We start from the raw sequence: 19,716 nt of genomic DNA, 5'->3' as shown, positions 1-19,716 counted from the left end.
GGATTCTAACAGCCCATTTCAGAGTTCTTTTTAACAACAAAGACTCTAAAAATATAAAACACACGATTATGAACTCAACAAAGCACATCTATATGATTTTTGTAGCTGTAGCAGTTCTTTTAACCAACTGCCAAACAGATACAACGCAAAACGTTACAAATTCAAACGATTATAACGATTATCTCGCTATAGCTGAAAACGAAACGCTGGAACGCGCTCAGAAGAATGAAATCTTTTGGTCTGAAAAATTAGAACAAACCCCTCATCAATATGGTTTTCATAATCAATTAGCATCAACTTACTCTCAATATTTTTCTGCAACAGGAACAATAGAATATCTTAAAAAAGCCGAAAGTCATTTACTACAAGTTAATGAACGAACGAAGTTTAATAATCCTTCATACCTCCGTAGTTTAGCTTACAATTATATCTCGCAACACAAATTTAAAGACGCTTTAGAGCATTTAGAAACCGCTGAAGATTTAAAAGGCAACCTATCAGCTACACAAAAAATGTTATTTGATGTGCATTTAGAATTAGGAAATTATGAAACAGCACAATCATACTTAAAAACTTTCGAAAATTTTAGTGATTTTGATTACCTTATTCGCTTATCTAAATGGAGTGATCATAAAGGAAACTTAGATGCGGCTATTAAATATATGGAAAAGGCTATGCGTATTGCTGAGTCGTCAAATTTAGCGGATTTAAAACAATGGTCCTATACCAATATTGCTGATTTCTACGGACATGCAGGAGATATCGAAAAATCATACCATCACTTTTTAAAGGCTTTAGAACTGGATCCAAATGATGCTTATGCAAAAAAAGGTATCGCATGGATTGTCTATTCTTATGAAAAAAATCCAGATGAAGCATTACGTATCTTAAATACAGTAACGGCATCTTATACAGCACCAGATTATTATTTGTTGAAATCTGAAATTGCTGATTTTAAAGGTGATAGAGCCATGAAAGCAGCGCAGTTAGAATTGTATAAAAAAGCAATGCAAAATACAGCCTATGGCGATATGTATAACAAATACAATGTATTGTTACATATTGACGAAAAAGCAAATCTTGAAGAGGCAATTGCCATTGCTAAAACGGAGGTCGCTAACAGACCAACACCACAATCCTACGATTTATTGGCTTGGGCTTATTTCAATAATGGCGACTTAGATAAAGCGTTGACTATTGTTGAAACACATATCATTAATAAAACGTTTGAACCTGAGACCTTATATCATGTTGCCGAAATCTACAAATCCGCAGGAAAAACAAAAGATCTCAAACCGCTTAAAGAAGAATTGCTAGCTAGTATTTATGAGTTAGGACCTACAATGGAAAGTAAAATTAATCAATTGTAATTAAGACCCTAATATCATGAACTTAAATAAAATTTTAACACTACTTTCAGTAGTAGTGCTGGCTAATACCTATGCGCAAGAGCTAAAAGGAGAAGTACTTAATGAAATTAATCAGCCTCTTGAAGCTGTATATGTATTTAATACAAGCTCTCAGAGTCACGCACACACTTCAGAAAACGGAGTGTTTGTTTTAAAAGACAGTAAACCCGGTGATTCTATACGGATTGGTTTGTTAGGGTATCGTGTAAAAACAATGGTATTAGAGGCGGCCAATTTTGAGTCGAAGCTCACCATCGTATTAGAAGAAAAAATGTTTCAATTAGAAGAAATGGTCATTACCGAAGAACTAAATACATTAAGTACGATTACCAGATTAGACTTAAATACTAGTCCGGTCAATTCGTCACAAGAAGTTTTGCGAAAAGTCCCAGGTTTAATTATTGGACAACATGCTGGAGGCGGTAAAGCAGAACAATTATTTCTTCGTGGTTTTGATATTGATCATGGTACAGATGTGTCTATTTCGGTAGATGGAATGCCTGTAAATATGGTATCACATGCTCATGGTCAAGGGTATAGTGATTTACACTTTTTAATTCCAGAAACGGTGAATAAAATTGACTTCGGAAAAGGACCTTATTACGCTCAAGAAGGCGATTTTAATACAGCTGGTTATGTTGATTTTTCGACCAGAGATTATTTGAAAGATAGTCAGATTAGCTTTTCTCTTGGTGATTTTAATTCCTTGAGAACATTAGGATTATTCAATCTTTTAGAAAATACCAAGCGTCAAAATGCTTATATCGCAACCGAGTATATTGCTACAGATGGACCTTTTGAATCGCCTCAAAATTTTAACCGCTTAAATATCTTCGGAAAGTATGTACACTTTTCTCCCGAAAATGACAAATTAAGTATTTCGGCTTCGCATTTTACGAGTCGGTGGAATGCTTCAGGGCAAATTCCGCAACGTGAAGTTGATAATGGAAATATCACCCGTTTTGGAGCCATTGATGATACAGAAGGTGGTGAGACCGAACGTACTAATTTCAATGTAGAGTTTAGTAAAAACATATCTGATAAAACCTTATTTACATCGAATGCCTTTTATTCGCATTATGCTTTTGAGTTGTATTCAAACTTTACCTTCTTTTTAGAAGACCCTATAAATGGCGATCAAATAAGACAAAAAGAAGACCGACAAATCTTTGGAGCTAACACTGCAATTAAGCATCATACGTATTTAGGAACTACCGAATTGACATTAACTACAGGTTTAGGATTTAGACATGATATTAATAATGATGTTGAATTATCACACACTTTAAACCGCCAAACGACATTAGAACAGATCCAGTTAGGTGATATTAATCAAACCAATGTTGATGCATTTTTAAATGCAGAATTTGAATTTGGAAAATTTAAAATTGCGCCTGCTTTACGATTGGATTATTTCAAGTTTTTATACACTGATAAATTACAAACCACTTATACTTTACAATCAGAAACCAAAACTATAGTAAGTCCGAAATTAAATCTTTTCTATAATGCTAAAGATAATTTACAGGTTTTCTTAAAATCGGGTATCGGATTTCACTCCAACGACACACGTGTGGTTGTGAATAATCTGGGCGAAGATATTTTACCAAGAGCTTATGGTTTAGATTTAGGAAATGTATGGAAGCCTGCTAAAAAGCTGGTGGTAAATACCGCCTTATGGTATTTGTTTCTAGAACAAGAATTTGTTTACGTTGGAGATGCCGGAATCGTAGAACCTAGTGGAAAGACCGAACGTTTCGGATTGGATTTAGGGCTTCGCTATCAGTTTAATGATTGGTTATTTTTTGATACCGATGCAACACTAACTAAAGCGAGAAGTTTGGAAGCAGCTTCAGGCGAAGATTATATTCCGTTAGCACCAGATTTTACTTTAGCTGGCGGATTGTCAGTGAGTGATTTGAATGGGTTTTCAGGAGGAATTCGATATCGATATATCGATGACAGACCAGCGAATGAAGATAATAGTATTGTTGCTGAAGGTTATGTTGTGACCGACTTTAATATGAATTACAGTTTTGATAATGTGACTTTAGGTTTGGTTATTGAAAACCTATTTGATGTCGAATGGAATGAAACGCAATTCGCTACAGAATCACGTTTGCAAAACGAAGCTCAAGCTGTTGAAGAAATTCATTTTACACCAGGAACGCCCTTTTTTATTAAAGGAAGTGTGACTTATAAATTTTAAAATACTACTACCGATGATTTGAGGGAATTAATTGGTGAAGACTAACAATAATTGGTTAAGCATTTTTAAGAGTTATCATAGGTGACTATGATATTTTTAGAGTTTTTTTGTTAGTTGAAAGCATCTGCAGTAAAGCAGATGCTTTCTTTTTTTAGTTTCCTGAAATAGGTTTCTTAAGTGAAGCTAACTATTCACAATAAAAAAAAGCGTCAAACTTAAATGTGACGCTTTTTAAATTATAAATATAGGTTGTTAGGGTTGAGCTACAACACCTAAGGTATGTAGTTGTTCCATGGTAGGTGTTTCACTTCCGCCTGCAGGTTCTAAAGTAATTCCAAAGGCCTGACTTTCATTAGCGTTAGCGATATTAAAGATCTTATTATCGTCGTCGTTAAAGTTATCAATAGTACCTAAACTTGTTGGTGTTAATGGGTTTAAGGTTAACGACCATACTTGCCATACTTTCCCTTCAGGAGCATTTGGTAAGCCTTGTGCATCTAAATAAATGCTATTATCGGCTTTATTCCAATACACTTTTGCATAGCTATCAGCAAAATTACCTTGGCCACCTAATGGTACCGCAATAATATGTCGATCTCTTAATACATTTAGTAGGTGTTCTTTAGCTGCTAAATCGGTTTTTGCGTTTTCAATCTGAACTTCTAAATACGCTTTTTCAATTTCAGCATCAGAAACTTGTACCTCTAATTGCTTGTTTTGGTTTAATGTCCATAATAAACCAGCACCAACAATTAGTGCAGCTGCCCATCCGGTATAAGTTATCCAGTTGTATTTCGATTTTTCAATAGAAACAACTTTTACAGTTTTACCGCCTAATTGTAATTTGTCTTTAATGAGTTGTAGTAAATGTTTGTTATCTCCAGGAGCCATAGCAGACGACAGTTTAATTACTGCCGATTCTATCTCAAGAACTTCCTGTAAAACTTCAGGATGTTTTAGCATCATTTCTTGAACAGCTTTGTTTTCGTTTTCAGTCAATTGACCTGCCACAAAGAGCTCTAAAATTCCTGATTCTATGTAATTTTTTATATCCATATTATTCTAAAACCATTGCTCTTAAATCCTTGATACAGTTTCTGTTTCTAGTTTTTATAGTTCCTATCGGAATATCTAATTCTTCAGAAGTTTCTTTTTGTGTAAATCCTTTAAAATATAAGTATTCAATTATTTTCTTACATTTTTCACCAAGGGCTTTAACATATTTGCCTATTCCAATAGCATCAACCTTATCGTTTAGGTTTTCAGAGGTTTCTAAAATATCTACGAAAAATTCAGCATTAAGGTTTTTGCCTGTGTTTTTATAAGCTTTGGATCGGGTTTTGTCAATGGCTGCATTTCTGGCAATGTTGAGAATCCATGTGAAAAAGCGGCCTTTTTTAGAATTATACGAATCTGATTTATGCCAGGCTTTAATAAAGACATCTTGCATGACTTCTTCAGCGATTTCATGGTCTCTCACGATGTTATAAATAACACCATGCATACTATCGCTGTACATGTTGTAAAGTTGTTCAAAAGCTTTTTCATCTTTCTTTTGAAACTGAGAAATTAAAATGTCTAATTGCATGGCTTTAGGATTAAGTGCAGTTAAAGATAATTGAAAAAGCTACCACTGGTAGCTTTTATTGGTTGTTTATTGTTACGCTGATTACTCTATAATTCCGCCACAACTAACACGGCTTCCAGCAGCACCAGAAGGTTGAGATTTAAAATCATCGACACCTTGATGTACTATTATAGCTTTGCCAATGATATCTTTAGTTTCATCACCGCAACCTATACACCATTCGTCTGTTACTTTAGTGATGGTGGCATGACCTTTGGCATCTGCAGTAAAGTTTCCTATATCACCTTTGTGATACCCAGCTTCATCACCCCATTTTCCATGTGGTTGTGCAGTTGGGTTCCAGTGTCCGCCAGACGAAGATCCGTCATCAGCAGTACAATCGGCAGTTTGATGAATATGAATGGCATGCTCACCTTCAGATAAACCGCTCATTACAGCTATCATCGTCACAACACCATGGTCTTGCTTAAATACAACATTACCAGTGACACCACTATTACTTTTAGATTCTAATGAAAGCGTTACTTTTTTTGAGTCTTTGTAATATTCTGGCTCATCCTTATTAATTGGCGGTGGAGGCGGTGGAGGTGGAACCTCTTTAGCATTAGATTCAGTCTCTGGAGTGACCGCTTCTTTTTTATCAGATTTACACGAAATACTTAAACATAAAGCTAATAGCGGAATGTATAAAATTGAACGTTTCATTGGTTTTGTTTTAAGTGTTAATTATGCTGAAAGATAATCAATATTTAAACCGATAGAAAATTTTTCAGCTTATTTTCTGGATATGACATTTATCATATTTTATACTGCTTAATGCCAGTAACTTTGAGTCAAATTGTTAAGGTATGTGCAATTCATTAGTCCAAAAGTATAATGTGGCAGGACCGCGTTATACAAGTTATCCAACGGTTCCGTATTGGGATACGTCATCATTTTCACTTGAAAACTGGAAGACTTCAGTCAAAGTTTCTTTTGACGAAAGTAATGTTAAAGAAGGTATTAGCCTTTACATTCATTTACCCTTTTGCGAGCAACTCTGTACGTTTTGTGGATGTAATAAACGCATCACCAAACGTCACGATGTAGAAGCACCTTATATTGCAGCGGTTTTAAAAGAATGGAGTTTGTATCGTGAGTTGTTAAATGGAAGGCCGAAAATTAAAGAACTCCATATTGGAGGCGGGACACCTACATTTTTTTCTCCAGAAAATCTGGAAATTCTAATCAAAGGTGTTTTAAGTTGTGCGACACTAGCCGATGACTATGAATTTAGTTTTGAAGGCCATCCAAATAACACCACTCAGCAGCATTTACAAACCCTTTACAACCTTGGGTTTTCACGTGTCAGTTTTGGTGTTCAAGATTATAACGAAGACGTTCAGAAAGCAATTCATCGCATTCAACCTTTCGAAACGGTTAAGCAGGCAACAGTAGCAGCCCGAGACATAGGGTATAACTCTGTTGGACATGATATTATTTTTGGTTTACCTTTTCAAACCGAAGCACATGTTGCTAAAACAATAGAACTCACAAAAACATTAATGCCAGATCGAATCGCCTTTTATAGTTACGCACACGTACCTTGGCTTAAAGGTAATGGGCAACGTGGTTTTAAGGACTCCGATTTACCAAGCGGAACTTCAAAACGAGCTCAGTATGAATTAGGGAAAAAATTGCTCTGTCAATCGGGATACCACGACGTTGGAATGGATCATTTTGCCTTACAAACGGATACCTTATATAAAGCAAAATTACATCATAAACTGCATCGTAATTTCATGGGGTATACGACGTCAAAGACGCAAACCATGATAGGTTTAGGGGTTTCCTCAATTAGTGATAGCTGGTATGGGTTTTCTCAAAATGTGAAAGGTGTAGAAGCGTATTGTGACCTTGTAGATCAAGGTGTAATTCCGGTAAACAGAGGTCATATTTTGAGTACAGAAGACCTAGTCATTAGACAACATATTTTAAATTTAATGTGCCAATTTGAAACCAGTTGGTCAGATAAATCACTTTATGTAGAGACTATGCAAACGGTTCTGCCTCGTCTAAAAGAATTGGAAATTGACGGTTTAGTAACCCTCGACAATGAAAGCTTAAAAATCACTTCAAAAGGGCAACCTTTTGTTAGAAATGTATGTATGGCCTTTGATGTATTATTGCAACGAAAACAACCCGATACACCTTTGTTTTCTATGACTGTTTAACTTAGTGTTAAATTAATTTTAAAAAGTTTTATAGGTGAACAAAACCTATATATTTAATGTAACAAACCCAAAAACTTATAATATCATGAATAAGATAATAGTACCTGTAGATTTTTCTAAATATTCAGAATATGCATTGGAAACCGCTGCATTAATGGCACAACGCTATAATGCTGAATTATTGGTGTTACACATGTTAGAAATCGATAAAGGTCGTGTGACCGATTCGAGCAATGAACACAATGAGAAAATGGTGTTTTTTCTAAAATTAGCTGAACAAAAATTTGAATCATTTTTAAATAAAGATTTTCTTGAGGGCATTAGCATTACACCCATTGTAAAACACTTTAAAGTGTTTAGTGAAGTTGCCGAAGTTGCTGAAGAACACCAAGCCGATTTGATTGTTATGGGCTCTCATGGGACAAGTGGTTTATCTGAAATATTTGTAGGATCAAACACAGAGAAAGTTGTACGTTCTTCTGAAATTCCAGTCTTAGTAGTCAAACAGAAACCCTCAAAAATAGATTTTGAAACGGTTACTTTTGCCAGCGATTTTTCTAAAGAAATGGTGGCACCTTATTTAAAAGCTCGACAGTTATTTGATCATATTAAATTAATTCATGTGAATGTTCCAGGTGAAAGTTTTAAGAGTTCAGCCGAAATGGAAGCTACTGTTGCTGATTTTTTACAGACTGCTGATGGAAATTTAGATAAGCTAAATGATGTGCATTATACTTCAGACTATACGGTAGAAAAAGGCATTTTAAATGCTTCTAATCTGTTAGGTGCCGATTTGATTGCTGTACCAACACATGGACGAAAAGGCTTAGCACATTTTTTTACAGGTAGTATTTCTGAAGATGTCGCAAATCATGCCACACTTCCAGTCATTACATTTAAAATTTAGTTCTTTTGTTCGTTATTAGTTCGTTATTTATTAGAGACTAAAGAAGAAAAGCTTGAGCAATTTGCTCAAGCTTTTTTATGAATATGTTGGTTACAGTATTTTATTTGGTCGCGTCTTCGACTTCAATTTCGGTGCTTTCTGTTTCACCATCTACAGGTGCTTTTTCTTTTTTAAGATGTGTGTCTAAGAATTTCAAAATACGGCTATAAGCTTCAATCTGGTTCTCCTTTTTTATAAAACCATGACCTTCATCTTCAAATAACACATATTCTACCGGAACATTGTTTTTTCTAACGCCAGCAACGATTTCATCACTCTCTACCTGCAGTACTCTTGGGTCTTGAGCACCTTGTAAAACAATTAAAGGTTTGGTCACTTTATCGGTATGAAATAATGGTGAAATACGTTTTAAACGTGTGGAATCAGCAGAGTAAGGATCACCTAATTCTAAATACAACGATTCTCTAAACGATTCCCAATACGGTGGAATGCTTTTTAATGTCCGAATCCAATTGGTAACTCCATAAATGTTGACACCTACGTCAAATTCTTCAGGTGTATAGGTTAATGCAGCCATAGTCATGTAACCACCATAGGAGCCTCCAATAATACCAATTTTATCGCCATCAATTTCTGGTTGTGTTGCTAACCAGTTTTTTCCTTCTACACAATCTTGTAGATCTTTCTCTCCATGGTTTAAATCATCCATTTGATAAAACGTTTTTCCGTAGCCACTACTTCCACGATTATTGACTGCTAAAACGGCATAACCATGATTAACCATATATTGAATTAAAGAGCTAAACCCTTGACGTGTTTGTCCTCCAGGACCACCATGTACCCAAACCATAGCCGGAACTTTATGGTCTTTTGAAGCTTGATGTGGTACGTAATAAATTGCAGGAATCACTGTGCCATCAAAAGACTTATAACGCACCACTTTAGCGGTTACTAAATCTTCGGCGTTTATAGCACTGTTAAGCACATTGGTAAGTTTGTGCTGCGCTTTGGTTTCTAAATTATAGGTGTATAAATCTGAAGGCGCATTAGAGCCTCCAACATACATGCGCATCCATTTTTCGTCATCACTAAAACTAACACTGGTGATGCTTTTGTCTCCAAAATCTGGTAAATCAATAGGAGACATGCTTTGGGAATCTAAGACTTCAATAACATTTTTTCCATCTTCATTAACATAGATAACCAGGTACGAACCTTGAGAGGTGAAGCCACTTCCCATAATATCCCAGGATTTCTCGGCGACTTTTTTCTTTTCTTTGGTAGCTAAATCATAAGCCATTAAATAAGCAAATTCTGAACCGTCATCAGTGGTGTAATAAAAGGTGCTATGATCTTTAGAAAAGTCTTCAGCAGAATTACCACTTTGATTATCGTTTATTTTAATTTTCTCTTTGGTATTGACATTGTAAAGAAACAAGTCCGTATCGTTAGTGTTTAAGTTTTTTGATAACGCAAAATAGTTTTCATCATCAGACATGCCCGAAAAACTGAGTCCAGTATCATCCTGATAAATCATTTCCGAAGTATAATCATCGATAGACATTTTATAGATGTCGAAATATTTGGGGTTTCGTTTATTAGATCCAAAGTATAAATAGTTGTCATCCTCAGACCATCCATAAAAATTAGATTTGGCTCCTTTTTCTGGAGTGATATCTTTTATGGTTCCGTCAAGTTCTCTAACAAAGAGATGGTCAATCTCGTCACCATTTCCATCGGCACTTAATAACATGCGATTATCATTTGGAAAATAGGATTCGGCAAAAATAGACGTACTATCAGATTGCGTAACCGCTGTCATTTCTCCACCTTCCACAGGTATCGTGTAAACGTTGTAAATTCCCGATCGGTTACTGGATACCAGTACTTGACTATTATCTGCAGAAAAGCTCCCACCACCTACAGCTTCATTGTCCATAAATTGTTCAATGGTATAATGTTGAATTTCGCGCTCTGCCATAGCTTTGTCTTTGGTGTCCTCTTTACAGGAAAACATCAAAATTACCAGGCAAAATCCTAAGAGTTTTAGTTTCATAATGTTCGTTTTTTTGTGTTGTTAATTTAATTTGAAAGTTTTTATATCTTTAAACGGACTGGCTTGTACCTGTTCCATTCTTGAGCGGTAAGGCGCCCAGATTTCACTATAGAAACGATTGACTTCATCAAGTGCATTTTCAAGCGCATCTTGGGCGTTTTTAATTAGTGTCGTTTCAGTAGATGTAATTCCGTTTTGTCTCGAACCAACATAGCCTCTGGCTTGTCTTAAGCGTTGTGTTATGGTGACTTCCGGACTTCTAGTGATGCCTTGACGTTTATCTTGTTTCCCTAAAAACTTATCAATGATACTATCGATGTTTTTAATGACCTCTTTAGATGCTTTGATATCCTCTTTGTATTTCTTTTTATCTAATTTACTTAATAGCGATTGATAGTCTTTGGCAATATCTTTACTCTCAACGAGTTGCTTTATAGCATCGGCAGCAGTTTGTTGCATATGCTCCAGTTGCTTGTAACTGTCGTATGTTTGATTAATATTAGCCATAGATACATTGAGTCTTGGATCGGATGCTACTTTAATCATTTCTTCGGAAGTTTGATCACCAAAAGACAGGACCGCTTTATACATACCAGGTTTTACTGAAACACCTCCTGGTTCATTACGACGTGTTCTGGTTCGTCTTGAAGGAAAGTCGACACCTGCCTCATCCATAAACCATGTCCATTTGTACAATCCGGTAGTGTCTGGTGCTTTACGTTTTAGAGTTCTAATTAAGCGCTCACCATCATAGATTTTCAGATGTAAAGAATCCCATGTTACCTTTGCTTCTTTAGCTTCACTGGTATCTGGTTTGGCCTCCTCTTCTTTTTTCTTAGTTTTCTTAGATTCAGACGCTTTTTTTTCAGCATCTATTTTAACAAAATAGGCTAGTTGCGCACCATAAGCTCTGTTTTGACCATGATACATGGCGTCGGCTCCAAAACGGCTTCCGGTAGGTTGTTGGTATGCCGCCTGATACGCTGTTGGAGGTTCAAACAGTTCGAGCTTGTTATTTATGAGTTGCTTGTTTTTTGCTAAGGCACGTAACGGACGAATATCATCTAAAACCCATGCTGCTCGTCCGAAAGTTCCAATAATTAAATCTTGTTCTCTGGGATGAATGACAAGATCTTTAACAGAAACTGTTGGAAAACCGTTGGTCCATTTGGTCCATTTATTTCCGGCGTCAAACGAAATGTATAAACCATCATCTGTTCCTAAAAACATAAGATTTTTTTCTTCAGGATCTTCAATAATTGCAAGGGTATAGCTTTCAACATCTTGAGCGTCTACAATGCGCGTCCATGTTTTTCCGTAGTCAACAGTTCTGTAGGCATAAGGCGTATAATTAAAACGACGGTAATCGTTAGCAATAAGTAGTGCTTCCCCTTTTGTTTTGTTGGAGGCTTTAATTTGAGCAATCCAACTTCCAGCTGGTAAACCTTTAATGTTTTTTGTAACGTCTGTCCATGAATCACCACCATTGGTTGTATAATGTACTTTTCCATCATCAGTGCCTACCCAAAGCATATTTTGTTCCAGAGGCGATGGTTCTATGACAAGTATGGTGGTATGATTTTCGGCTCCTGTGGCATCCATAGTAAGTCCGCCAGATTCCGATTGCTTTTGCTTTTCAGGGTCGTTGGTAGTTAAATCTGGAGAAATAACGGTCCATGTATCACCTTTATCTGTAGATTTATGAACGAACTGACTTCCGAAGTAAATCGTACTATTATTAAACGGATCAATATTTATGGCTGAATTCCAGTTGAAACGTAATTTGACATCAGGATCAGGATGTGTTGGCTTTACAGAATAGTTATTACCGGTTTGCCAGTCGTAACGACTCACGGCACCTTGCTGGCTCATGGACCATCCGTATCTGGAATCGTCTTTGTCTGGCACGACGTCAAAACCATCTCCAAAGCTAATTTCCTGCCAGTAGCTATTGCGAATTCCTTGGTCACGCCAAACATAAGCAGGACCTCTCCAGGAACCATTATCTTGCATGCCGCCATAGACATTGTATGGAATTTCGTTATCGACGTTAATATGATAAAACTGAGCGACTGGTAGATTACCAATAAAGCGCCATGATTTTCCGCCATCTCTGGTGATATTTAATCCGCCATCGTTTCCATCAATCATAAAACTTCCATCGTTAGGATGAATCCACCAGGCATGATGATCGGGATGTACGCCATTATCAACACCGTAAGCAGGCATCAATTGAGAGAAGTTTTTTCCGCCATCTTCGGAAACATTCACATAGGTATATATTGAAAATACGCGATTTTCATTTTGCGGATCGACATAGATTTCAGAATAATAAAATGGACGATTTCCAATATCATTTTTATTGTTGATCATATTCCAGCTGAATCCGCCATCGTCACTTTTATAAAGCGCATTTTTTTTAGCTTCAACTAAGGCATAGACGATGTTGGGCTTATTTGGAGCAATAGCAACTCCGATGCGACCTAAATCACCTTCAGGAAAGCCTTCTTTATCTGTGATTTTTTTCCAGGTAGCACCTCCGTCGTGAGTGATGTGTAAAGCAGAACCTTTACCACCAGAATTAAAAAACCACGGCTCACGTTTGTGTTCCCACATGGCAGCAATTAATTTATTAGGATTGCTAGGATCCATAATCAAATCGGCAACTCCAGTTTTATTATTGGCAAATAAAATGTTCTTCCATGTTTTTCCGCCATCTGTAGTTTTAAAAACACCGCGTTCTGGATGTTCTCCCCAAGGCGATCCTATGGCGCCAACATAAACTATATCTGGATTTGTAGGGTCAATAACAACGCGATGAATATGTCTGGTGTTTTCTAAGCCCATAGACATCCAGCTTTTGCCACCATCTAAAGATTTAAAAATACCATAACCACCATTTAAACTATTACGAGGATTGCCTTCACCAGTACCTACCCAAATGACACTAGGATTAGACTGCTGAATGGCGACAGCACCAATTGAAGCTGTAACTTGATTATCAAAAATGGGTGTCCAGGTTATTCCTGCAGATTCACTTTTCCACAAACCACCAGAAGCGGTTCCTACATACATAATATCTGTGTTTTTGTGTACAACATCAATGGCTGTAACACGACCAGACATTCCGCCCGGACCAATATTACGAGGTTTCATGTTTTTTAATACATCGAGAGAAATATCTTGAGCAAAGAGCATAAGTGATGCTAAGAATAGCATCAAGGAAAGTGATTTTTTCATTTTGATTTTGATTAGTTGCTTTAAAGATACTAAAACTAACTATTGGATGTAAGTTTTAAAAGTTAAAAACAAGGCATCACTTTACTGATCCTTGTGATTCAAAATGAAATGATTGTTGTTTTAATCTGAGGTGTTTAGAGCGATTTCTATCATGGTGTTAAAAGAGGACTCTCTTTCACTAGAGGATGTGGTTTTTTTGGTAACCAAAGAATCTGAAATTGTTAAAATCGATAATGCTTTTACATTGTGTTTTGCAGCTATGGTATAAAGCCCAGCAGTTTCCATTTCTACACATAGCACGCCAAATTCGGCCCATTTTTTATAGGAATCATAGTGGTCTTCGTAGAATTCATCAGATGATAAAACGTTTCCAGCTTTGATAGGAATTTGATTTTCCTTAGCGTATGTAGCTGCTTTCATAAACAAATCAAAATTTGCTGTTGGAGCATAATCGGCATTTATAAACCGCGAATTATTTATGCCAGAAGTTGACGATGCAGACATTGCAATTACGATGTCTCTAAGTTTGATGTTTTTATGGTAAGATCCAGCAGAACCAACCCGAATTAAGTTTTTAACGCCATAATCATTGATGAGTTCATGACAGTAAATTAGACAGGATGGAATGCCCATGCCTGTGCCCTGAACAGAAACACGTTTCCCTTTATAAGTACCGGTAAAACCTAACATACCTCTAACATCATTATATTGTTTTGAATCCTCTAAAAAGGTTTCTGCAATCCATTTGGCTCTCATGGGATCTCCTGGTAATAAAACAGTTTGGGCAATGTCTCCTTTTTGGGCTTCGATATGTATACTCATCCTGGATTTTTAAAATTAGTTTCTTCTTAATTTTCCGGTCATGCCTTCTATGTCGATAATGAAAACAATAGGTGTTTCTTCTTTATAGATTTTAGCTGAAAATTCACTTATGTAATCTAAGTCTTTTTGTTCAATAGTCATGATAATATCTTTAATACCTAAAGAAAATTCATGGAGTAATGCTTTGGCTTCACTGCCTTCTATTTCTTTATAAACACCATGTACTAAAACAGATTTCCATTCTGATACTGTGTCAATTGAAGCCACCTGCAATGATACCTGCGGATGTTTTCGCATGGCATTTATTTTATGACCATTAGACGAATAACAAATAATAGTATTGTCTTTAAAAAAATAGGTTATTGGAACTGTATAAGGCTTGTCTAAATAAATATAAGATAAATAGCCAATATAATTATGACTTAAAATAAAGTCGCAGTCTTTTGATGTTAAGTTTTTAATCATGTGTTTGTTATGTTTTATGATTCGAATTAATAAGTATGAAAAATTAATAAAGGATTGGCGATATTTTTTGCAGGTGAAGCCTTAAATATCCGTTCTAAAAAAGTTTTTGAATGTTCTAAAAATAGGGTTAAATCGATAGTGTTAGTCTGGAGATAACTAGAAATTGCATGTTCGAAAGGGACATCATTTATGGTTTTGAAATCACTATCAGGTAGTTTAGACATTATGGTTTCAGCCAGATTGTTATGCGAATTAAGTTGTAAGATATGAGTATGCAGTTTATATGAATTAATAAAGGTAACGATGTCTTCTAATGTGCTTTCCGTTAGGTCATCATCAGATGTTATAGGAAACAATACCTCCTTTACACTTTTAAAACGATAGCCTTCAGGAATAATTAATGTCTTACATTTTACTTTTCTGATGACATTAGCTGTATTAGAACCAAAAATAATTTCGCTAGCTCCAGTAATGCCATTACTCCCCATCACCACAAGGTCAATATCTTTTGTGCTGATGACTTGGTTAATAGCATCAGTAAAGAGATCAAAATCAATAATAGTTTCTATACGAAGCTCTCTATTAGTAAATTCTTCTTTTAGTTCTTTTATAAGTTGACTGAGTTTGTCTTTAGGTTCTACAATTATAGAGTCATAAATACTGTCTTGAGACGAAAGCATCAAATCATCAGAGATAAAAGATTTGACTTTACATACATGCATGAGGTAAAAATTACAACTTTCTGATTTAAAAAACTGTACCGCATAACGTATCGCATTAAACGCGTTATCAGAAAAATCTGTAAGAAGTAGAATGTTTTTCATCGTTTTCTAATTTAGAACAGTAAATTACTAATTATGTTTCTGAAAAACTATGATATAAGTCATCAATGACATTCCATTGTACTAGAAACCACATTTGTAAAAGGAGCAGGTGACAAGTATGGAATCCCTAACCCTAAACCACGAATAATGAATAAGACTCCTATGATGATAACAAATACAGGAATTGCTTTTTGAATGCGTTGTTTAATGCCAGAATTTAAAAACCTACCCAAGTAAATCGCTGTGGTCATTAATGGTATAGTTCCCAAACCAAACAATAGCATATATAAGCTTCCTTGAACCGCATTTTGCATGGCTAAAGAAGCAAAAACAGCCATATATACTAATCCGCAAGGTAAAAACCCATTTAAAAATCCTATGGTTAAAAAGGTGTCAACTGTTTTCTTTTTTAAAGCGTTTCCCAATGATGACTTTACTTTTGAAATGATTCGATATAAAGGCTTGGAAAAGTTGTAGGCATTAAAAGTTGGAGTTGGAATATAAACAACAGCAATCATTATAATCCCTATAACTATAGATAACTGTTGTTGTACTCCAAAGAGATATAACCCTTTACCAATCAAACCAAATACGAGTCCGATGAGTCCATAAGCAAGAAGCCTTCCGAAGTGATAAGAGAAAATCTGAACACCTTTTTTTATAGAATTAGTTCTGTCTACAGGTAACATAAAAGCAATAGGACCGCACATTCCGATGCAGTGAAAACTTCCTAAAAGACCAAATATGAGTGCAGACCAAAGCATCATTAGTAAACGATTTCCTTTTTGTAGAGATATGATTTTCCTTTATATTGCCAATCGACTTTGATGTTCCAACGACCATCCAATAAACGTTTGTCAGGTATGAGCAAAGTGTGGTGAGACAATGAAATTGCAGTTTCAAAGTCTACATGTTCATTAGATGGTCTATATAGGAACACTTTTCCAGTGATGTCTTTTTCGTTCATTGATAAAGGAAACGTGATTTCTAAGCCTGTATCGGAGCGTTTCCACGAAATATTTGACACTAAATTTTTAGCATTCGTTTCTTTATCAATATCATTTTGATATTCTAATTCGGCTTTGTAATAGTTTTCAGTCACTAATGACGTATCGTACTTTTTAGTTGTATTCATGTGTACTACGAAGTACAAGATAAAACTGATAAAGCCTATAAATGCGAGTACGATTCCTGTTCCCCAATTTAATTTCATATCCTTATTTATTTGGTCATCCTGAACTTGTTTCAGGATCTCATTATTAATAATTTGTTGTGCATTACCCTTTCTCATTCCCATCAAAAGGGTCAGGCTTTCTACTGTATCTTTTTATTGGCTGTCTTCGACTGCGCTCAGCCCTCAAATAAAAAGGATGCCGTTTCAATCCTTAATGCGATTGTCTTTTTATGCTCAATTGGTATCAATTATAACTTCTCGGTCCTAAAAAATTAACCGTTGTGGTTTCAATCAATTCATTGTTATTATATACTTCAATTAAAAGCTTGTTTTTATCACCTTTAAGTTCTTTTTTATCTATTTCAATAAATAGTGTGCCTTCTGCTAAACCTTGTGCTGGCACCATAAATTTTTCTGATGTCGATACCAGTTTTATAACGCCTTTATAATGGCGCAATTTGAAACTAACATCAGATATCGTATCAGTAGTTTTATTAATCAATTTATAAGTAAATACATTGCTGATAATGTCCTCTCCTTTCTTTTCATATAATTGACCAGGTAATCTAAGAATTCTGGCTTCAACATCATTTCTAAGCATTAGAAGTCCAGATAAGAGTCCGATTAAGATAACCAACACTGCTGTATATCCTTTTAACCTTGGTGTAAATTCAAATTTCTTTTTTTGTTCGATATTATCTTCACTAGCATAGCGAATCAAGCCTTTAGGAAGATTAATACTCTCCATAATATGGTCACATTCGTCAATGCACGCTGTACAGTTGACACATTCTAATTGTGTTCCATTTCTAATATCAATACCTGTAGGACATACATGAACACATTGGAAGCAATCGATGCAATCTCCATGTCCGAGAGCTTGACGATCTTCATTTTTTCTGAATTTTTTTCGACCATTATCGCCTTCACCACGTTTGTGATCGTAAGCCACTACAATAGATTTGTTATCGAGTAATACGCCTTGTAATCGACCATACGGACAAGCAATAATGCACACTTGTTCTCTAAACCAGGCAAATACGAAATAGAAGACTGCTGTAAAAATAATGAGTGGAAACAAGGTTCCTAAATGTTTAAAGGGACCGTCGATTATATAGTTTAAGAGTTTGTCGCTCCCAATTAAGTAGGCTAAAAACACATTAGCGATAAGAAATGAAATCACTAAAAATACAAACCATTTGAGCAGTCGCTTTCTGATTTTTTCAGCATTCCATGGTTGTTTGTCTAGTTTTCGTTGTTTATTTCTATCGCCATCAATCCAGTATTCTATTCTTCGGAAGACCATTTCCATGAAAATAGTTTGAGGGCAAATCCATCCGCAGAAAATCCGACCAAAACCCACGGTGAATAAGGTGACAAAAACCACACCTATAAGCATTGAAATAACAAATAAGTAAAAGTCTTGTGGCCAAAACGGAAAGCCGAAAATATTAAAGCGACGCTCTAAAACATTAAAGAGCAGAAACTGATTCCCGTTAATTTTAATAAACGGCGCAGCAAATAAAAATATGAGGAGACTATAACTTACAATTTTACGCTTCTCGTAATACCGACCACTTGGTTTTTTAGGATACACCCAAGCGCGTTTTCCGTCATCGGTAAGTGTCCCGATGGTATCTCTAAAACTTTCGTTGTTGGGTGTTTCCATTTTTAGTGTTCTTCTATGGTACTAACAGAATCTGTTTTAGTTTCAATGGCTTCAGTAGTAATGTCTTCAACTGGTGCTTCTTCACTAACCCACAGATCTCCTTCTGGAGCTTTAGGTTCGGCAGGAGTGGTACCTTCAAAATTTAAAACATAGCTTGCTACTTGAGCGATTTCGGATGGTTTTAAACTTTGTTTCCAAGCAATCATACCTTTACCATCACGACCACCTTCAGAAATGGTTTTAAATACATTTTTAATACCACCACCTAACACCCAATAGTTGTCGGTTAGGTTCGGACCAATTCCGCCGCCACCATCAGCTTTATGACAAGCGATACAATTGGTTTCGAAAATGGATTTTCCGTTCGCTAAATCTGAAGCTTCAGTTAAAATGGTTACTGTATTAAAATCGACTAAGTCTTTTGCGGTCTTTTTGTAGGCTTCAATATCAATTTTAGCTTGTGCGATATCGGCTTCTAATTCGTCAAACTGTGTGTCTCCATTAAAGACATGATATTTAACTAAATACACAGCTGCAAAAATGATGGAAGCATAGAACCCATATAACCACCATGGTGGTAAATCGTTATCTAATTCACGTATCCCATCGTAATTGTGATCGAGAATGATATCATGTTCTTCTTCAAGAGGTTTTTGACCTAATGATTTTTTGTATTGAGTTTTAAACCAGGTTATCAACTTAGAAGGTGCTTGTTTTTTAGCGTCATATCGTGCTTTTGCTTCAGCATCTAAACTTTGATATAGTACATTATCTAAAGCACCAACGATGCCCTCAATAGCGACGAGTATTAGAAATACAAGTAACAAAAATAACGATACCAGTGGTTCTGCTATAAACGCAGGTTCATTACCAGAATCGATGACGTATTCTGTGAGTCCGAAAATTATAAAGAATACAAGAGGTACTCGTATCCATGATGGTATATGTCTCATAATTCTGATGGATTTTGGTTATCTAAAGGAATCTGACTCACCTTGGTGATATAGTCTTTTTTTGCAGTAATTACCCACCAAAATAAGATGACGAAAAAACTGAAAAATATAGTTAGAGAAATCAGAGGATAGATTTCTATTCCTGTGATGCTTTCCATATGATTTTTTACAAATTTTAACATGACGA

Annotated in this window: 17 protein-coding genes; 4 read left to right on the top strand and 13 right to left on the bottom strand. The window is 35.7% G+C overall.

The genetic code is table 11. The features are described from left to right. Window positions 1-68: 68 nt before the first annotated feature. Both N4270_RS11615 and N4270_RS11610 read left to right on the top strand, forming a co-directional pair. Entirely contained in the window at window positions 69-1,370 is a 1,302-nt protein-coding gene (locus tag N4270_RS11615; protein ID WP_260097342.1) for a cell surface protein, read from the top strand. 16 nt (window positions 1,371-1,386) lie between these two features. Continuing rightward, on the top strand, window positions 1,387-3,618 hold the full coding sequence (locus N4270_RS11610) for a TonB-dependent receptor (protein WP_260097341.1): 2,232 nt from the start codon (window positions 1,387-1,389) through the stop codon (window positions 3,616-3,618). 252 nt (window positions 3,619-3,870) lie between these two features. Here N4270_RS11610 and N4270_RS11605 read toward each other — a convergent pair whose 3' ends face one another. The 3 genes from N4270_RS11605 to N4270_RS11595 form a co-directional block, all read right to left on the bottom strand. Then, window positions 3,871-4,674 (bottom strand): anti-sigma factor, encoded by an 804-nt coding sequence (locus tag N4270_RS11605; protein WP_260097340.1) that lies wholly within the window; start codon window positions 4,672-4,674, stop codon window positions 3,871-3,873. Window position 4,675: 1 nt separating this feature from the next. Continuing rightward, a complete protein-coding gene (locus N4270_RS11600) occupies window positions 4,676-5,206 on the bottom strand; it encodes an RNA polymerase sigma factor (RefSeq protein ID WP_260097339.1) in 531 nt (176 codons plus the stop codon). A gap of 81 nt (window positions 5,207-5,287) precedes the next feature. Continuing rightward, window positions 5,288-5,911, bottom strand: a complete 624-nt coding sequence (locus tag N4270_RS11595) for a superoxide dismutase family protein (RefSeq protein WP_260097338.1) — start codon at window positions 5,909-5,911, stop codon at window positions 5,288-5,290. Between the two features lie 143 nt (window positions 5,912-6,054). Here N4270_RS11595 and hemN point away from each other — a divergent pair, with 143 nt between their 5' ends. Together hemN and N4270_RS11585 are read left to right on the top strand one after the other, a co-directional pair. Next, window positions 6,055-7,419: an oxygen-independent coproporphyrinogen III oxidase gene (gene hemN / locus N4270_RS11590; RefSeq protein WP_260097336.1), complete on the top strand. Its 1,365-nt coding sequence runs from the start codon at window positions 6,055-6,057 to the stop codon at window positions 7,417-7,419. An 85-nt stretch (window positions 7,420-7,504) separates the two neighbouring features. Further along, on the top strand, window positions 7,505-8,326 hold the full coding sequence (locus tag N4270_RS11585; RefSeq protein ID WP_260097335.1) for a universal stress protein: 822 nt from the start codon (window positions 7,505-7,507) through the stop codon (window positions 8,324-8,326). Window positions 8,327-8,426: 100 nt separating this feature from the next. Here N4270_RS11585 and N4270_RS11580 read toward each other — a convergent pair whose 3' ends face one another. The 10 genes from N4270_RS11580 to N4270_RS11535 all read right to left on the bottom strand — a co-directional run bounded on the left by N4270_RS11580 (window position 8,427) and on the right by N4270_RS11535 (window position 19,711). Next, entirely contained in the window at window positions 8,427-10,382 is a 1,956-nt protein-coding gene (locus tag N4270_RS11580; protein WP_260097333.1) for a prolyl oligopeptidase family serine peptidase, read from the bottom strand. A gap of 21 nt (window positions 10,383-10,403) precedes the next feature. Next, window positions 10,404-13,622, bottom strand: coding sequence for a hypothetical protein (locus tag N4270_RS11575; protein ID WP_260097330.1), 3,219 nt, complete (start codon window positions 13,620-13,622; stop codon window positions 10,404-10,406). Window positions 13,623-13,742: 120 nt separating this feature from the next. After that, window positions 13,743-14,444, bottom strand: coding sequence for a purine-nucleoside phosphorylase (gene deoD, locus N4270_RS11570; protein WP_260097328.1), 702 nt, complete (start codon window positions 14,442-14,444; stop codon window positions 13,743-13,745). Window positions 14,445-14,459: 15 nt separating this feature from the next. After that, window positions 14,460-14,909, bottom strand: coding sequence for a pyridoxamine 5'-phosphate oxidase family protein (locus N4270_RS11565; RefSeq protein WP_260097327.1), 450 nt, complete (start codon window positions 14,907-14,909; stop codon window positions 14,460-14,462). Between the two features lie 26 nt (window positions 14,910-14,935). Further along, entirely contained in the window at window positions 14,936-15,733 is a 798-nt protein-coding gene (locus N4270_RS11560) for a universal stress protein (protein WP_260097324.1), read from the bottom strand. Between the two features lie 62 nt (window positions 15,734-15,795). Next, window positions 15,796-16,497 (bottom strand): sulfite exporter TauE/SafE family protein, encoded by a 702-nt coding sequence (locus N4270_RS11555; protein WP_260097504.1) that lies wholly within the window; start codon window positions 16,495-16,497, stop codon window positions 15,796-15,798. A gap of 2 nt (window positions 16,498-16,499) precedes the next feature. Then, window positions 16,500-17,030, bottom strand: a complete 531-nt coding sequence (locus N4270_RS11550) for a FixH family protein (protein ID WP_367399959.1) — start codon at window positions 17,028-17,030, stop codon at window positions 16,500-16,502. 121 nt (window positions 17,031-17,151) lie between these two features. After that, complete coding sequence (ccoG, locus tag N4270_RS11545; RefSeq protein ID WP_260097322.1) at window positions 17,152-18,576, bottom strand: cytochrome c oxidase accessory protein CcoG; 1,425 nt, start codon at window positions 18,574-18,576, stop codon at window positions 17,152-17,154. A 2-nt stretch (window positions 18,577-18,578) separates the two neighbouring features. Beyond that, window positions 18,579-19,529, bottom strand: a complete 951-nt coding sequence (locus N4270_RS11540) for a cbb3-type cytochrome c oxidase N-terminal domain-containing protein (RefSeq protein ID WP_260097320.1) — start codon at window positions 19,527-19,529, stop codon at window positions 18,579-18,581. Then, complete coding sequence (locus N4270_RS11535; protein WP_260097318.1) at window positions 19,526-19,711, bottom strand: CcoQ/FixQ family Cbb3-type cytochrome c oxidase assembly chaperone; 186 nt, start codon at window positions 19,709-19,711, stop codon at window positions 19,526-19,528. The genes N4270_RS11540 and N4270_RS11535 overlap by 4 nt, the downstream gene beginning before the upstream one ends. Window positions 19,712-19,716: the final 5 nt, after the last annotated feature.

It is taken from the genome of Psychroserpens sp. SPM9, from assembly GCF_025153525.1.
GTDB lineage: Bacteria > Bacteroidota > Bacteroidia > Flavobacteriales > Flavobacteriaceae > Psychroserpens.
This window is presented reverse-complemented; position numbering and strand designations above follow the sequence as displayed.

Coding starts and splice junctions, on each gene's coding strand:
- N4270_RS11565 (WP_260097327.1), bottom strand. CDS start 14,909: ATGATTAAAAACTTAACATCAAAAGACTGCGACTTTATTTTAAGTCAT.
- N4270_RS11575 (WP_260097330.1), bottom strand. CDS start 13,622: ATGAAAAAATCACTTTCCTTGATGCTATTCTTAGCATCACTTATGCTC.
- N4270_RS11535 (WP_260097318.1), bottom strand. CDS start 19,711: ATGTTAAAATTTGTAAAAAATCATATGGAAAGCATCACAGGAATAGAA.
- ccoG (WP_260097322.1), bottom strand. CDS start 18,576: ATGGAAACACCCAACAACGAAAGTTTTAGAGATACCATCGGGACACTT.
- N4270_RS11540 (WP_260097320.1), bottom strand. CDS start 19,529: ATGAGACATATACCATCATGGATACGAGTACCTCTTGTATTCTTTATA.
- N4270_RS11585 (WP_260097335.1), top strand. CDS start 7,505: ATGAATAAGATAATAGTACCTGTAGATTTTTCTAAATATTCAGAATAT.
- N4270_RS11605 (WP_260097340.1), bottom strand. CDS start 4,674: ATGGATATAAAAAATTACATAGAATCAGGAATTTTAGAGCTCTTTGTG.
- N4270_RS11610 (WP_260097341.1), top strand. CDS start 1,387: ATGAACTTAAATAAAATTTTAACACTACTTTCAGTAGTAGTGCTGGCT.
- N4270_RS11600 (WP_260097339.1), bottom strand. CDS start 5,206: ATGCAATTAGACATTTTAATTTCTCAGTTTCAAAAGAAAGATGAAAAA.
- deoD (WP_260097328.1), bottom strand. CDS start 14,444: ATGAGTATACATATCGAAGCCCAAAAAGGAGACATTGCCCAAACTGTT.
- N4270_RS11615 (WP_260097342.1), top strand. CDS start 69: ATGAACTCAACAAAGCACATCTATATGATTTTTGTAGCTGTAGCAGTT.
- N4270_RS11555 (WP_260097504.1), bottom strand. CDS start 16,497: ATGCTTTGGTCTGCACTCATATTTGGTCTTTTAGGAAGTTTTCACTGC.
- N4270_RS11550 (WP_367399959.1), bottom strand. CDS start 17,030: ATGGGAATGAGAAAGGGTAATGCACAACAAATTATTAATAATGAGATC.
- hemN (WP_260097336.1), top strand. CDS start 6,055: ATGTGCAATTCATTAGTCCAAAAGTATAATGTGGCAGGACCGCGTTAT.
- N4270_RS11580 (WP_260097333.1), bottom strand. CDS start 10,382: ATGAAACTAAAACTCTTAGGATTTTGCCTGGTAATTTTGATGTTTTCC.
- N4270_RS11560 (WP_260097324.1), bottom strand. CDS start 15,733: ATGAAAAACATTCTACTTCTTACAGATTTTTCTGATAACGCGTTTAAT.
- N4270_RS11595 (WP_260097338.1), bottom strand. CDS start 5,911: ATGAAACGTTCAATTTTATACATTCCGCTATTAGCTTTATGTTTAAGT.